Raw genomic sequence first — 16,428 nt, 5'->3', positions numbered from 1 at the left:
TTTTCGCTTTGTATGGGTGTCGAATGATGTGTAGATAAATATACGAAAAAGGGTAGGAAAATAAAAGAATTTAGAACGGATATCCGATGGCTAAATTAAATACGAGGTTTTCTCGTCTCCATTCCCGATCGCTAAAATCGATGTACTTAAATACCCAACGATCGCCAGGATTCCGGTAAGGTACACGAACGGGTATAGCAAAATCGGTACGGACGATGAGAAAATCTAAATCAAGTCGTAAACCTAAACCTGCGCCAACGGCCAGCTCTTTATAGAAATCTTTCGACAGTGTTCCCCCAGGTTTGTTTTCATCCCTACGCTGTAACCAAATATTACCTGCATCTATAAATGCTGCCCAGTGTAACATGCCCGCGATAGGTGCACGGTATTCGGTGTTAAGCTCTAGTTTAAAATCACCTGTCTGATCGGCAAAAAAATTATCCTCTCCTAAGTTTTCAGGGTAAGCTGATCCCGGCCCGACGGCGCGCGCGCGATAAGCACGAAGTCCATTTGGACCTCCGGAGAAATATTGTTTTAAGTAAGGGAGAGACCGGGAGTTTCCATAAGAATGGCTCATCCCAATCATGACTCTAGAGGCAAGTTGGGATTTAGACGACAACTTCATATAATGTCGAAAGTCTGCTTCCGCTTTAATAAACTGTGCGTAAGGCGTCCCGAAGATTTCTTTAGCTCCTTCGTCATAATTCGCTCCTTGGATTAGCCCCAGTACATTACCAGAAGTATTTAATCCCGTTTTTACATAAAAAGTATGTTTTCGGTCAGCTTCCATGGAATTGGTAAACGTATAGTTGTAATTCGGCCCGAATGAAAATTGCGGATCAACGATGTGCCGAAGGGTAGGGATAGTATCCATCTGTGCCCGGTATTCATCGGTGATATTACGCGGCTGTACATAGATGATTTCAGCTAACGCCAAATCGTGTTGTTTTTGATCGTTTTCCTTCCAATTATAACCGTAATTTAAGGTTAATGAATTGAGTGTATACGCATTTCGTCTGTTTAAAAATTCATAACCCACTTTGGCATACGTTTTCGGGATATAGCGCCGGGAAGGTGCCCACTTGTACGGTGATAACAACCGTGGCCATACGATACCGGCTTCAGCTCCATAGCGTATGTACGCAGAGTTTAGGTTTACACTACCTCCCGTTTGCGTTTCATATCCCCCAAAGACGCTTAATGTAAATGTCTCGAATCCCTTGAAGGCATTGCGCAACGTCCAATGCACATTCGCTTCTGTTCCGTTATAAACCGATGCGGTCTTCCCGATCACCTCAAAACGGATCGATTTACGCTGCATGGGGGTAAGGTGGTAGTATACGTCCATCGTGTTGGCCGAATCGGGATTGTCTACAAAGGTGTTTTTGACAAACTTAAAAGCGTTGAGATTGACCAAATGACTAATGGTTCGGTTGTGTTCCCAGCGGGTATAGGTGTCTCCTTTATTAAAAAAGACATGGTTTGCCAACACGCGTTTACGATAGGTGTTCTGTGGATCTATAATATAATATTGATCGTCAAATAGTTGATTCGCTCTCGGACGCGTTGTCCTAAATCCCTCGGATGTTTGCCGGTAATTCGGATAAATAAAGATATTTCCAATTTTTTGGGGTTCTTTGGCTTTACCAGGTGTCTCCGGTTTTACCGTCACGTACATATCGACTTCGTGATCACCCCCTGTACTATCTACCTCTACCAGTAAATGATCCGGCGAAAAATAATAATAGCCTTTATTCTTTAGCTCGTTGTCGATTCGGTCGCGTTCATTGAGGATAACATCTAAGTTGTAGTTGCTTTTTACCTTTAAGAGCGATTCGGATTTCGTACTTGCAATATCTTTCCCCAGCTGCGTAGTAGAGTCCACTTCAAAATCAACGTTAGCAATACGGTATATTTTTCCCGGATGAGCGTTGTAAATCACTTCAGCCATTTTTCCATCTATCGTCGTATCTGAAGTAACATAGGCATTAAAAAAACCAAAGTTCTCCATCCGGTTTCGTAACAGATTTTCATTGTATTCCCGGTTGACATCGCTAAGTAAGACCGGTTCTTCTCCTTGTCGCCGCAGCCAGCGATTAATGACACCTGACGATGAATCGGGTCCGCCCGCCATATTATATAGACCGAGTTTGAAGCGAACGCCCAGAATCTTTTTGTTCGGTTTAGGACGTAACATTTCTTCTAAATACGTTTCAAACGCTTCTTTCCTGTCATTCGGGATGCTATCTTCAGCATGAATCACAACATGTCCCTTATTGTAGAGTTTTTCGTCCTCTGTAAGGTATTTCGTAGGGTTACAACTCGCCCCCACAACGGTTGCAACTACGCCCAGAGCAAGATGCGACCAGTTAATCTTCATACCGTTTCCTTTCTTCTTCGTCATCGCGGATGGCATTTTTTGTTGTATCTATTTTGGTGTTTTCTGGTTGTTTTTCTTCCGATTCTTCGAGTTCTTCTTTTCGGATTACATGCCCAGTCGAGTCTACAGGATTGTTGTTTGATGCACTGTCCGTGTCATTTTTCTGCTCTTGTAGTTGTTCGCTTTCGCGGCGTTCTTCTATTCTTTTCCGAAATTCGGGGCTATTCTTCATGAGGCTGTCCCGGATTACCATGCGAACACTGTCCCTATAAGCAGAATCTGTCTCCATCCGTTCTACATTGAAGCGGCGGCGGAAACTACGGCTATCGGTATTGTAATATTGTTCTAACGCTCGCGAACTCATAAACAACTCTTTGAATTTGTCGTAACTCATCGTGATAATAAAACCGATGCCGGTTTCTACGAATTGTCCTTGTAAAGTTGCTTGATATTGGTTTTTGCGGTATACACGCGCGAAATACCGACCATCTTTTGAAAGCTGATATTCCAGTGATATATCGCCTGCAATATTGGAAGCTTTCTCTCCTGGTCTTGTATTTCCTTCTACTTCAAAATTGGAGCCGATAGTGACTTTCAAGCGATCATCAAATAACATTTTCGATACCCCGACATTTAAGTCGGTTCTTGTCTGTGCGTTTCCGGTTAGGTAATCCTCTTCCGATTGCAGATTGAAGTCTAGTTCTACGCCTTTGATCAAATCAGAAGCGAGGTTGTTCAGCTGGCTGCTCAAAAACGAACTGACGGTATTTCGGGCCATTGCTTCTGCTCCACCACCTCCTGATAGACTCTCGAAAGGATTGGCAGACATAAAGCGACCGAGCGCAATCAATGAGAATACTTGCTTATTCAATTCGGCCGGATCGTCGCGGATATTTGCCAATGCGATATTAACCTTACTTACGACGTCTTGTGAGACAATCGCGTTATTCTCGTCTAAATCGATGTCGAAGTTAATTTCCGGCTTAAAGAGTTCTCCGGTTAAGATCAGCTTCACATCGAATGGAATACGCTGCTTATACAAATTCTGGCTTTCGCCTCCAATTTGCGATTGTACGAGTTCTAAGGTGGGAAAGCGATTTCGGTAGATGGCGGTAATATCCATACGGGCATCTAATGGGTCACCATTCCAGGTAATCGTACTGCCTTTCTGGAAAAGGAAAGGTTTCGAGATAGGGCCTAAGGAGAATGTGTAATCTCCGCGCTCTACGGTATAGGTGCCTGACATCGTTATTTTGTCACTCGCATCGATAGTCGCATTCAACTCGGCTATACCTTGAATGTTGAGGGCATCTTGTGTGCCTTCGTCCAATATAACCTTGAATTTAGCTTCCGGATCGGTAGCCAGATTAAGGGCGATATCCATGCCGGATAGTTTGGTTGCTGTCGTAAGGGAATCCAACCGAGCGAATACATTTGCGCGTGCGGTATCAGAACGATCGACAAATTTAACGACTCCATCCCGCTGAGCGATGCCCGGATCCTCGTTGGGCACGATTAAAACGAAATCGGTATTCTCATTGGCTTTAATATTTCCATCTATACGCAGTTGATCCAGATTGCCGCGTATGCGGAGGTTCGACGTTAAGTATAATTTTCCGAAAAATAGATCATTGTCTTCTCGGGTAGAATTAACGGCGGCGAAATCGTCCATCGTAAGATTTAGATTGAAGTCGAAATCTGTATAGGTGGTTGTGGCAATAGAACCGCTTAATGAGGAGGTGTTACCCCTTAAATCTTTAATTTCAAATTTTTTGAGTTGTATGCCTTCCTTGTTAAAATAAATGGTTTGGTTATCCATCAGAAAATCAGCATTCAACATGGCTACGTTCAATCTGCTGTTCTGAAAGGTAAGTTCGCCGTTAATCTGCGGTGCATCTAGATTACCGGTAATTTTTAAGTCGCCCACCAAGTCGCCCGCACTGTCCTCTAAGTAACCCATGCTAAATGCTTGTATAGTTGTCATTTTCATTGGTTTTAAAGATAAAGTAGCATTGAGCGAAGCAGTTTCATTCGGCGGACTGATGAAATCACCGGCAAGCTGTACATCGTTACCATTGCCTTCTATTCTAACATCGGCAGAAAACGTGTTCTCTTTAATATTGTCTACTTTAACCAGGATATTACCCACCGTGTCCGTGCCAAAATAGAAGCGATCAATTGTTAAATCCGATACAAATACCGGGCTGCTTTCCAGTCGGGACAACGTGGCTATGCCGTTGATTCCGCCGCCTACGTTTAAGATGTCGGAAGCTAACATTTGCGCAAATGTCTCGATTCTAAAATTATTAAATATTACGTCAATAGGGGCGTTAGAAATCGAATCTTTCGACTGGATAAGCAACTCTTGACCATTATTGGTTAAACGGAAGTTATGTGCATAAACGCCGGCCCCACCGAAACCGATGGTATTGGCGCTGTCAATATTCCAGTTTTCGTAGTTTAATTTTAATCCATCCTCATGAAGCCGGAAAACAAAATTGTCGGCCGCAACGGCCAAGTTCGCGCCTAAGTGATATTGTTCCTTATCGTCCTTATCTTTGATCCAAAGACCAAAGTCGATTGTGTTGTCCACAACACTGCCACTGGCCACCGTATTATTCAACTCAATATTGCCCATTTTTATTTTGTGGATAAGCGTAGAATAATAGAGTGTGCTGTCGTAGGTGGTAATGTCAACCCCTACATTTTCTATCGTGGTACCCCCATACACAATCTTTGGTGCAAGTAACTTGGCCATGACGCTTTGCGTGGCGCTATTAAATGTACCATCTAAAGTGATGTCACGCATTTCTTCTAAATCGGGTAGAAATTCGCGAATAAAGCGGGAATTATTAAGGGTAGCGCTAAATTCAAATTGTTGCGGTTCGTACGAAACAGTGTCCTTCGTTGTGTTATTCGGGTTGTAGTATACCTCTATGATATCCTGTATGGCAGGTGCTAAAGCGGTTAGCTGATATTTTCCAACCATATGTGCTCGAAGAAATCCAGACCGCAATAAAAGAACGTTTCTACTCGTGTCCGCCGATGCTCTTAGGGAGATGCTATCTAGCGTATAACGATCGGCGTTGTATGCGATTGCGGAATTGACGATGTCTAAAGAACCGTTCAGAAAGTCGGGGTCAGCCGTTTCAAAATTGGCTACAATTTTTCCGTGGTAACGGAAATCGTCCTCCATAAGGTTTAAGTTTTGTAGATTAACGCTATCAATCATAAGCATAGCATCGAGCTTAGGATAGGTCGGGCGCATATCCGCTGTGAAATCCATATGGAGCTGTATATTCGGATCCGGACTGTCCAATGTGCCTGCGATCAGACCTTCTTTGGCCTCCGCATGCAATTGGATATCGTGATAGGAATAGCTCATCGCTTCCAACTGAATCAGTCGGCCATCTACTGTCGCGGTCATGTTCTTTGGGTTCAATCCCGTTCCAACAACGTTTACTTCTGCCGAAACAATTCCTAAAACAGAATCCTGATGTAATATGTTGCCAATGTCTAGATCGTTGATGGATAAATAAGCGTTATAGGTCGTATCTGCACCCAATTGCATGTTGCCGTTTACGGTAGCATTGCCTTTCTCGGTGACTAGACTTATATTCGCGTCAAAACCGGCCATTCCGCCCTTAAATGTCCCCGATAAACTGATGGCGTTGGGGAGTTGTAAACTGTCTGGCAGCATGGATGGCGCTACCAGTCGGGCGATGTCTGCCTGCCCGGTAGTTAATTTTTTCAGATTCAGATCTATGTTTAGTTTCTCTGGATCGGGGAGTCCTTTGATTATAGCGCTCGCCAACAAATGGGTGCGGTCCAGAGTTTTTATTTCGATATTTGGAATCGTCAAATTGTTCATCCGACCTTTTACCAACCCATTCACGTAAAATGAGTGTGTCAAAAGAGGTTGCATAACCTCCATGGTGTCCAAATCCGGTACAAAGTAGCGGATGTCACCCATATCCAGTGTGGAGTTTTTAATATTAGCTTCTACAAGCACTTGGCCTGGATCGTCTGTTATTGCATCCAAGGACGGGTAGGATAGTTTGATATATTCCCGGATCGTGGTTTTGGGTGTTTGCGCGAGCAGATTGCGAATTTCGACCCCGGTATTATGATATGCGAAGTCTGCTTGCAACTTTTGAATTGAAAATCCCGAGTGATCGACCATAGCTAGGTTTTTTAGGGAGCCTGAAATCGAGTCGCTAGAAAAATATAGATCGTCTAATTCCGCCAAAAAGTCGCTGATTTTAATGTTGAAATAATCAAACCCCTTCATGCGGGGTTGATTATCATCTTTAAACCAAACATTCGTTTTATCAACCCGTATTTTGTCTGCCGAAACTACCCAGTTCATGGAGCTGCTGTTCGAAAGCGTGTCGGCTTCTGGGGTTGTGGCGTTCATTGTCGCCATTTTACCCATCAATATCTGTGAGTCAGAATCAGCTAGCGTAACGCTGCCTAAACGTACAATTTCTTTGTTGAGATCGATCTCTTTAATGTCTGCCGTTAGTTTCTGTATATCGAAATGGGTATCCATCGCGGCCGAAGAATCCTGATATTCCACCAGTATATTACGTAAATCTAAGGTCTTGATATCCAGATCGGGTAGGAGAGAAGATGCTACTACCGAGCTGTCTTTGATCCCAAAATCCTCGGCTGACGGTGCCTCTCCTTCGTTAATGGGCGCCCATTGGCGAACTTTTGCTGTTAGTCCGTCCAACTTAATGTTGGGCATCGAAAATGACATGTTGTTCGTTAAGTCGAACCGCTTTACTTTCGTGTCAAATTGCCCCAGCTGGATATCTGCATGAGTACCGATCACTTCGTCGTGATAAACGAAATGGATCCGTTCAAAACGCACATCGTTGATATCGAAAACGAGAGCAGAAGCCGTATCGGCAGTTGGGGTACTTTCTTCTTCTGAGGCAAATGCCGCTACAATGTAGTCGAAATTAAAACTGCTATCGGGCAATGTTCGGTTTATTTTTGCGGTAATACCCTTTAGTTCCAATTGTTGGATCTCAACGGTGTTTTTCAGCAGTTTGAACATGTCGATATCTACCAATAATTTTTCGCCGGCAATCAACGTGTCTTTGGATTGGTCTTCAAAATAAACATTTTCAAGTACCAATTTTTTCGGAAAGGTAATATTTATGTAACCGATGTCTACAGGGGTGCCAATTTTGTTTTCCAGATAGTTCGTAACTTTCCCTACCACGTAGTTTTGAACCGCTGGCATCCGTATAAGTAAAATAACCAATAAAAGCAGGGCGATAACACTGCCAATAATCCATAATATAGTTTTTAAAGCTATTCGTCCGAATCGATTCAAAGCGGTTTTATATTAAATTTATATGACTTTATTTTGCAATCTCACTAATCAACAAACGTTAAACGAATAAAAATGTTTATTTCTACTCCTATTTTTGTGCTGTAAATTAACAAACAAAAATAAGCTTTGTTAACGATTAATGATATAAAAAAGGAGATTGTAGATTAGTAGTTGCACACAGGTATCCATTTGGGGCGATCGCTCGTGATTTCTGAAAAAATAAAGTTTAAAAAACTTTTCTCGTTGTTCATTGTTCTTGACATTGAATGCTATGACATGGAAGAGCGATAATTATCAAATGGTTAGATTATGGAAAAAAAAAATGACGTGCCTCAGGGAAGCCATGATAGAATACATCAGGGAATGATTGCAAATGAATCATTTTTAATGTTCATGGTGGGGTTTATTTTGTTTGTTTTTAAACTTTGTAGACCTTAATATGCCGCATAGGCACCAAAAATGGTGCAATAGGGTAAAATAGAACAGGAGCTGAAATAAGCTCCTGTTCTATTTCTGCAAGCCTCGATTCCATAAGTCATCGCTTCTAAATGCTTAACTTTTTCTGGGCCTAACAATCGCGGCAAATCTATTTGGGAAGTCTAGGATCTTTTACAAAGTACTGAAATGTATCGGTATTCTTCTCTACAAGCCACTCATAGATTTTCGCGCCATGGCTTAGTCGTCTTACGCCCCATTGGTGAAGGGTCGGCAAGTCGGGGAGGTTATCGGTTAAGAAGACATTGAGAGGCAAGGAGGTAGAAGAAACAATTTTTTGAATATCGTCTTTCGTTTCCACAAGTGGTATAAAAAGGCCGTCGGCGCCTGCTTTTTCGTATAATGAAGCACGCGCGATGGCTTCTTCTAACGCTTGGGGATGGTCGGTGGTATAGGTATCCGCCCGAGCATTGATAAACATTTCTGGGACATGGGCTTTAATCGCTTTGATCTTATTAGCTAAGCTATGTGCATCCTGAAGTTTTCTTTTTCCATTCACGACTTTTCCATCTTCTAAATTAATACCCACGATACCGAGATCTTTTAATTGCTGAACATGATCAGTCACGATCTCCGGATCATCCGAATAGCCGGCTTCGAAATCTACGGATACGGGAATACCAACTGCTTTGACAATTCGCTTCACCATAAAGAGTAATTCGTTAACCGTTATCTGCTCACCATCTGCGTAGCCCAGTAGGTTGGCGATCGCGTGACTGGAAGTTCCTAAAGCTTTAAAACCAGCGTCTTCCGCTATTTTTGCGCTTTGAGCGTCCCATACGTTTCCTAATACCAAGGCTTGGTTTTCATTGTGAAGTTGCTTAAATATAGTATAAGACATAATGTAACGTGTTTTACTAAAGATAATGTGTTCTATTAAAGAACACTGGAAAGCAGGTTTGGTTTGGAGGTAATCTCCAATTGGAAGAAATCGGAGCTTCGGCAGAATTATAAGTGCTGTTTAACAAAAAACGTCTATGGAATTAATTAATTCCATAGACGTTTTATAAAAAAAGATGTGCATTTCGAAGAAATACACATCTGTTAGGGAAGAAATGAATATTTTTTTTATTCCAATGCCGCGAGACTTTCTTCTAAAATACGGATTTTAGTTTCGGCGTCTACTTTTTTGTTACGTTCATTCTCTACAATTTCTGGTTTCGCATTTTGAACAAAACGCTCATTAGACAACTTTTTGTCTACTGACGTCAGAAAACCTTTAAGATAAGCGATTTCTTTCGTAATACGTTCCTGTTCAGCCGCCACATCAATATTGTCCGCATCAAGCTTTACATAACACTCGCTTTTTCCGGCTAGAAAGCTCAGGGCGCCAGCTACCTTTTCCTCTACGAAGTTTAGTTCCGAGATATTCGCCAGCTTGAGAATGCTTTCTTGATATTTGGTGAAATCAATTTCTGTACTGCTAATAGCCAGGGGGAGAGCCGTTTTTGGCGATATTCCCTTCGTATTGCGAACATTTCTGATCTCCGAAATGATCTGTTGTACGATCGTAAATTCCTTTATGATTTGCTCATCATATGCTTGTATGACGGGGTATGGTGCAACGATAACACAATCTTCGGCAACTCGATCTCCAAATAATTCATCGTGCCATAATTCCTCCGTCAAGAACGGCATAAAGGGATGTGCTAATGTCAACACTTTTTGAAAAAATTCTTTAACCGTTTTATGTGTTTCCTTTTCGATGGGTGCTTGATAAGCAGGTTTTATCAATTCCAGATACCATGCACAAAAGTCATCCCAGATCAATTTATAGGTTGCCATGAGGGCATCGGACAGACGATAATTTGCAAAATGCTCATCAATTTCTGTAACGGCTTGGTTGAAGCGGTTCTTAAACCATAGTGCTGCTGTCTTTTGTCCTGCCGTCGCCGGCGCATCCGTACTTTCCCATCCTTTGACTAAACGAAAGGCATTCCAAATCTTATTCGCAAAATTACGGCCCTGTTCGCAATATGCCTCGTCAAACATGAGATCATTACCGGCAGGAGAGGATAGGAGCATACCCACGCGTACGCCATCCGTACCATATTGCTCCATCAATTCGATAGGATCGGGCGAATTACCTAACGATTTAGACATTTTACGACCCAATTTATCCCGCACGATTCCTGTAAGATATACATTGCGGAATGGTGGCTTTTGCGTATAGTCGTGCCCCATGATAATCATCCGTGCCACCCAGAAAAATAGAATCTCGGGTGCGGTCACCAAATCATTGGTCGGATAATAGTATTTGAAGTCTTCATTGTCCGGATGACGCACCCCATCGAAGACCGACATGGGCCAGAGGCCCGATGAAAACCAAGTATCCAATACGTCGTCTTCTTGACGGATGCCTTGGATAGACTTACCCTGTGCCTGCAATTCGGTTACAGCTTCAGCCTCGGTTTTCGCGACTACCCACTCATTATTTTCGTTGTACCAGGCTGGGATCCGCTGTCCCCACCAAAGTTGCCTCGAGATACACCAATCCTTTACGTTTTCCATCCAATGCTTATAAGAGGCAAAGAATTTTTCAGGGATAAGTTTTATCGTGCCATTTTCTACGTATTCCAAAGCAGGCTTAGCCAATTCATCCATTTTGCAGAACCACTGCATGGAAAGTTTTGGTTCTATAGCGGCATCGGTACGTTCTGAAAAACCTACCTGTGATTTGTAGTCTTCGATTTTCTCGATTTGACCCGCTTCTTCCAGCATTTTAACTACTTTCTTACGGGCAACAAAACGATCTTCATTTATCAGAATCTGTGCTTTTTCGTTCAACGTTCCATCGTCGTTCAAAATATCGATAACGGGAAGGTTATGCTTCTGTCCCAACTCGTAATCGTTTAGATCGTGTGCTGGGGTAACTTTTAAGCAGCCCGTACCAAACTCCATCTCCACATATTCGTCTTGAATAATCGGAATTTCCCGATTTACTAAAGGCACCAAAATGGTTTTCCCTTTAAGATGCAGATAACGCTCATCATGTGGGTTTATGCAAATAGCCGTATCAGCCATGATGGTTTCGGGACGGGTAGTGGCGATAACGATGTGTTCTTCGGTACCCGTTATTTTGTAGCGGATGTAATATAGTTTCTGGTTGACTTCCTTCCGGATAACTTCTTCGTCTGACAGGGCCGTTTTACCCTGCGGATCCCAATTGACCATTCGTACTCCGCGATAGATGTACCCCGCTTTGTGAAATTTTATAAACGTATCAATAACAGCGTCTGATAGATCAGGGTCCATCGTGAATTTCGTCCGTTCCCAATCACAGGAGGCCCCTAATTTTTCCAACTGTTTAAGAATGATTCCGCCATATTTTTCTTTCCACTCCCAAGCGTGTTTCAGAAAATCTTCGCGGTTTAGCGATTTTTTATCAATACCTTTCTCTTTGAGCATAGCGACAACCTTGGCTTCCGTCGCAATAGAAGCATGGTCAGTACCAGGAACCCAGCATGCGTTCTTACCTTGCATACGTGCTCGACGTATCAGAACGTCTTGAATAGTATTATTCAACATGTGGCCCATGTGCAGCACACCCGTTACGTTGGGCGGGGGCATCACAATCGTATAGGGTTCGCGTTCATCAGGTATAGACCGGAAAAAGCCCTTATCCATCCAATAGGAATACCACTTTTCTTCCGCTTCTTTGGGGTTATAAGTTTTTGCTATGCTCATTATTATAAATCGTTCAAAATCGAAAGGCAAAAATACGGAATTAGCAGCAATACTACGAATTGGAGGATTTGTATTATTATTGCATAAATTTGCGGTTAAATTTATATTAATTAACGGTTAGCGAGGGTTTTCATTTTTGAATGAAGGTTCTAGGGGCGACGGAGAACACGCGGCGAAGCATTCATTGATACAAACCGAAACAAAGAGCGATCAATAAATATTTACGAATGAAATATAAGGTGTCTTATAACTTGGTCAATACCTTTTGGTTGTTGGCCATTCAATTTCTACTTCTGTTACTCCTATATACCTTGCTACGCCTAGGGTTTTTCGTCTATAACCAAGCGTTGTTTCCTAACGTAGGTCTAACGGATCTACTTCGTATGCTTTGGGGAGGCGTGAAATTTGATGTAGTTGCACTTCTTTATTTAAATGTGCTCTATATTTTAATGCAAGGAATACCCTTCTCCTTTAAGTATGCTCGCTTCTATCAAAAGGTAGCACAATGGCTTTTTATTATCACCAACAGTTTAGGAGTTATGTTAAATGTGATCGACTACGCCTATTACCCGTTTACGCTCAAAAGAACGACGGGAACAGTGTTTGAGCAATTTGCGAACGAAGAAAACTTGGGCAGGCTGGCTTTCGATTTTGTCTGGGGATATTGGGGGCTGGTATTACTTTTTATCGCCTTAGTTTTTGTCGTAAGAGCGGTAGCCCGTGTTATAGTCATTTACCGCCCTCAAAAGCTATCGCTGCCATTTTATATTGCTCACACAGGATTATTTCTATTAATAGCTTTTTTATTTATTGGGGGGGTACGCGGTGGTTGGGCGCATAGCACCCGACCAATTACGTTGAGCAATGCGGGCGATTATGTGCAAAATCCGGAAGAAATGAATGTTGTGCTGAATACGCCTTTCAGTATACTGAAGACACTAAAGGCCGTCCAGTTAGAGGAAGTACATTATTATACGGATGCAGAATTGGAAACTTTGTATCCAGTCATTCATCAGCCCGAAGGCACTGAAGAGTTTAAAAAAATGAATGTGGTGGTTCTGATTTTGGAAAGTTTTGCAAAAGAACATATCGGAGCATTGAATAAAGATATACAAGGCGGAAGCTATACGGGATATACGCCCTTTTTGGATTCCTTGATTGGCGAATCCTATACGTTCTCTAGGTCGTTCGCGAACGGCAGAAAGTCCATAGATGCTTTGCCTTCCGTTATTACGGGAATACCGTCCGTAGGTGAACCCTACGTCTTGTCCATTTATTCCGGAAACAAGACCACCAGTATGGCGAAGTTATTAGGTGATGAAGGCTATGAAACTGCTTTTTTTCATGGTGCACCTAACGGAAGTATGGGTTTTTCTGCATACATGCAACTGGCAGGTATTCAGCATTATTTTGGCAAGGACGAATACAATAATGATAAAGACTTTGATGGGATGTGGGGGATTTGGGATGAGCCCTTTATGCAATTTATGGCGAACGAATTGAACCAATTTCATCAACCCTTTTTTGCCGGTTTCTTTTCGTTGTCGTCTCATCATCCCTTTAAAGTACCTCCGCAGTACCAAGGTAAATTTCCCAAAGGCCCCCTTCCTGTCCAGGAGCCTATAGGGTACACCGACTATGCGCTTCGACAGTTTTTCCAAACGGCTGCTCAAATGCCTTGGTTTAACAATACCCTATTTGTCATCTGTGCTGATCATGCAACTGTGAGTCATCTTCCTGAATATAAAACGTCTGCCAATAGCGTAGCTATTCCTATTATCTTCTATCGCCCGAACGATAAGAACCTGCGCGGTATCTCCGATAAGCTGGTACAACAAATTGATATCATGCCTACCGTACTAAGCTACCTCGGGTATAATAAACCATATTTTTCTTTCGGTTTTGATGCACTATCCAGTGATAGGGACAATTTTTTAGTCAACAATATCAGTGGTACATATTGCTTTTTTCAAGATGATTATTTCATGACGCATGATGGTGAAAAACCATTGTCTTTATTCAATCTGAGAGAAGATCGTTTAGAACAATATGATTTATTAAAGGCAAGTCCTGAAACGGTAGAACGTCTGGACAGAAGTCTGAGAGCATTTATTCAGCAGTATAACAACCGTATGATTCATAATAATTTGGTGGCGCCGTAAAAGTATAAAATTTAGAACGCTTTTCCGAACCGATAACGCAAAGTAAATGCTTGTTGGTTACTGACCTGATCGGGTGCGAAATGGAAGGATGCGGTGAACTTGCCATCCACATTTCCTTTTTTAAAGGGCGTCCAGCCTAGATCAAGCCGGTTGTAGGTGTCGCGGTGATAAAATGAATCGCCATTGGGGAGATTTTGTGCTTCCCCCAAATATAAAGTGTTGTGTAAGAAAAAGCTTCGATAGCCTAGATGGACGTTAGCTATAAAACCCCTAGCGGTACGGAGATCGTATTCGGTACGTACGCGGTCGAACCCGAAGGCCACACCGGCATCCGCGGTGAGGGTGTCTAAAAAAGTTGTGTGGCTGAGATCCACGCCTGCGCGTACAATCACAATGCCATTGTCCTGAATATGTTCTTCTATCTCTGGATTGCTCGTCAATGCATTATGGTAAAGTAAAGCATCATCTGCCATATAGAATTTTCCAAACGTATATTTTCCCGAGAGTCCGACCACAAATCGTTCCCGATGCCGATAACTTTGCTGGCTCATCCAATCGATATAAATAGCCTGTTTGATGTTCTTGTTTTGAAAAGAAAAGTACATACCTTCCATGTTAGGGCGATCGTACAGTAAAGTATCCGCTAGTACCATTCGCGGGATATCGGCTAATCGTTTATGGCGCGGGAAAAGGCCCAACGCAAAATCTATATTTTTGTTGTTAAAATTGTAATAAGCGATAGGAGAGAGACGCTCTCTATTTTCACTGTGTCTACCAAAATCTTGATTGTAATGAAGACCACCATAGATTCTATGGTTGCTATCCAAGGCAAAATAGAGCTGGGGAGTTAAAATGGAACCAAAGAAAGTTTTATCCTTCGTATAAAGAGATTTGTATTCTCTATTATCTGCGTATCCGAAAAAATCAACTTCCAACCCCGCGTGTTGTGCCCGGGATAGTAATGTGATACTCGAACAGAAAAAAGTCAAAATGATGACAACGTATTTATAGTTCATTAGTGGATGTTCTTGTAAACCAAAATAAAAGCGTTTTTATTCAAAAAAAGGTCGTCTTGTTTAAGAAGACGACCTTTTAGAGCGTATTGATGTTTGTTTAAACTTCCAATAATAAGCGTGCTGGATCTTCCAACAGCTGTTTTACGCGAACCAAGAAACTTACGGACTCACGACCGTCGATCGTACGATGATCATATGATAATGCGATATACATCATCGGACGAATAACCACTTGGCCATTTTCCGCTACCGGACGCTGTACAATGTTGTGCATGCCTAAAATAGCTGATTGTGGCGCATTAATAATCGGGGTAGACATCATGGAACCAAATACACCACCATTGGTAATGGTAAACGTCCCACCAGTCATTTCTTCTATCGTTAATTTATTATCACGCGCTTTTGTCGCTAAGTTAATGACTTCTTTCTCAATCTGGTATAAGCTCATAGATTCTGCATTGCGGATAACTGGAACCACCAAGCCTTTCGGTGCAGATACCGCAATGGAAATATCGGCAAAATCCGAGTAAACAATTTCGTTGTCTTCTATACGTGCATTAACCGCAGGCCATTCTTTCAGAGCCATCGTAACAGCTTTTGTGAAAAAAGACATAAATCCTAGACCCACACCATGTTTCTCTTTGAAAGCATCTTTGTATTTTGAGCGAAGATCCATTATCGGCTGCATGTTCACTTCGTTGAAAGTGGTCAGCATCGCTGTCTCATTTTTTACCGTCACTAAACGCTTCGCAATTGTCTTACGGAGCGAAGTCATTTTTTCACGACGCTCATTACGAGAGCCGGCAACAGCTATTGGAGCGGACACTGCTGTAGCAGGTTTACTTTCTGTTTTAGTTGCAGCAGGCTTAGCCTGTGCTTTTTCAGCATCTTCCTTCGTAATACGACCCTCTTTGCCCGTACCTTTGATTGTGGAAGGATCAATTCCTTTTTCTCTTAATATCTTTGCTGCAGCCGGAGATGCTGTCCCAGCAGCATAAGAATCTGAGCTTTCGGTAGCTTCATTTGCTGGGGCTGTTGCTCCATCTGCTTTTGCAGCGGGAGCATCTTCTTTTTTCTCAGCGCTTCCAGCCGGTGCATCACCTTCTTCTATGCTACATACTACCGCACCGATTTCTAAAGTATCCCCCTCTTGTGCTATAATTTTGAGTATACCCGCCTTTTCTGCCGGTAATTCAAAAGTTGCTTTGTCAGATTCCAATTCGGCGATGTTTTCGTCCATTTCAACGTAATCACCATCTTGTTTTAGCCATTGTGCCAAGGTTACCTCTGTGATCGATTCTCCTACGGCGGGTACTTTGATTTCTAAGCTCATATTTTTAA

At 42.4% G+C, this 16,428-nt stretch carries 7 protein-coding genes; 1 reads left to right on the top strand and 6 read right to left on the bottom strand.

What is annotated here, in order from left to right; translation table 11 throughout:
* Positions 1 to 70: 70 nt before the first annotated feature.
* The 4 genes from LKO28_RS03920 to LKO28_RS03905 form a co-directional block, all read right to left on the bottom strand.
* The gene (locus tag LKO28_RS03920) at positions 71 to 2,404 is read right to left on the bottom strand and encodes a BamA/TamA family outer membrane protein (RefSeq protein ID WP_227693390.1); all 2,334 of its coding nucleotides are present in this window, start codon (positions 2,402 to 2,404) and stop codon (positions 71 to 73) included.
* Positions 2,370 to 7,727, bottom strand: a complete 5,358-nt coding sequence (locus LKO28_RS03915; protein ID WP_227693389.1) for a translocation/assembly module TamB domain-containing protein — start codon at positions 7,725 to 7,727, stop codon at positions 2,370 to 2,372. Before LKO28_RS03915 ends, LKO28_RS03920 begins: the two co-directional genes overlap by 35 nt.
* Before the next feature lie 586 nt (positions 7,728 to 8,313).
* On the bottom strand, positions 8,314 to 9,063 hold the full coding sequence (locus LKO28_RS03910) for an isocitrate lyase/phosphoenolpyruvate mutase family protein (RefSeq protein ID WP_227693388.1): 750 nt from the start codon (positions 9,061 to 9,063) through the stop codon (positions 8,314 to 8,316).
* 227 nt (positions 9,064 to 9,290) lie between these two features.
* Positions 9,291 to 11,909 (bottom strand): valine--tRNA ligase, encoded by a 2,619-nt coding sequence (locus tag LKO28_RS03905; RefSeq protein ID WP_227693387.1) that lies wholly within the window; start codon positions 11,907 to 11,909, stop codon positions 9,291 to 9,293.
* A gap of 227 nt (positions 11,910 to 12,136) precedes the next feature.
* Here LKO28_RS03905 and LKO28_RS03900 point away from each other — a divergent pair, with 227 nt between their 5' ends.
* Positions 12,137 to 14,071, top strand: coding sequence for an LTA synthase family protein (locus LKO28_RS03900; protein WP_227693386.1), 1,935 nt, complete (start codon positions 12,137 to 12,139; stop codon positions 14,069 to 14,071).
* 11 nt (positions 14,072 to 14,082) lie between these two features.
* On the opposite strand, the gene LKO28_RS03895 is transcribed toward LKO28_RS03900, so the two are convergent.
* Both LKO28_RS03895 and odhB read right to left on the bottom strand, forming a co-directional pair.
* Positions 14,083 to 15,087, bottom strand: a complete 1,005-nt coding sequence (locus LKO28_RS03895) for a hypothetical protein (protein ID WP_227693385.1) — start codon at positions 15,085 to 15,087, stop codon at positions 14,083 to 14,085.
* A 97-nt stretch (positions 15,088 to 15,184) separates the two neighbouring features.
* Positions 15,185 to 16,420 carry a 2-oxoglutarate dehydrogenase complex dihydrolipoyllysine-residue succinyltransferase gene (gene odhB, locus LKO28_RS03890; RefSeq protein ID WP_227693384.1) on the bottom strand — a complete coding sequence of 412 codons (1,236 nt, stop codon included), beginning with the start codon at positions 16,418 to 16,420 and terminating at the stop codon, positions 15,185 to 15,187.
* Positions 16,421 to 16,428: the final 8 nt, after the last annotated feature.

It is taken from the genome of Sphingobacterium sp. FBM7-1, from assembly GCF_020687765.1.
Lineage (GTDB): Bacteria > Bacteroidota > Bacteroidia > Sphingobacteriales > Sphingobacteriaceae > Sphingobacterium.
Note: the sequence above shows the minus strand (reverse complement) of the source record. Positions and strands in the feature narration are given on the sequence as shown.

Bases quoted from the DNA above. Each gene is read 5' to 3' on its own strand.
- LKO28_RS03920 (WP_227693390.1), bottom strand. From the start codon at position 2,404: ATGACGAAGAAGAAAGGAAACGGTATGAAGATTAACTGGTCGCATCTT.
- LKO28_RS03900 (WP_227693386.1), top strand. From the start codon at position 12,137: ATGAAATATAAGGTGTCTTATAACTTGGTCAATACCTTTTGGTTGTTG.
- LKO28_RS03895 (WP_227693385.1), bottom strand. From the start codon at position 15,087: ATGAACTATAAATACGTTGTCATCATTTTGACTTTTTTCTGTTCGAGT.
- LKO28_RS03910 (WP_227693388.1), bottom strand. From the start codon at position 9,063: ATGTCTTATACTATATTTAAGCAACTTCACAATGAAAACCAAGCCTTG.
- LKO28_RS03905 (WP_227693387.1), bottom strand. From the start codon at position 11,909: ATGAGCATAGCAAAAACTTATAACCCCAAAGAAGCGGAAGAAAAGTGG.
- odhB (WP_227693384.1), bottom strand. From the start codon at position 16,420: ATGAGCTTAGAAATCAAAGTACCCGCCGTAGGAGAATCGATCACAGAG.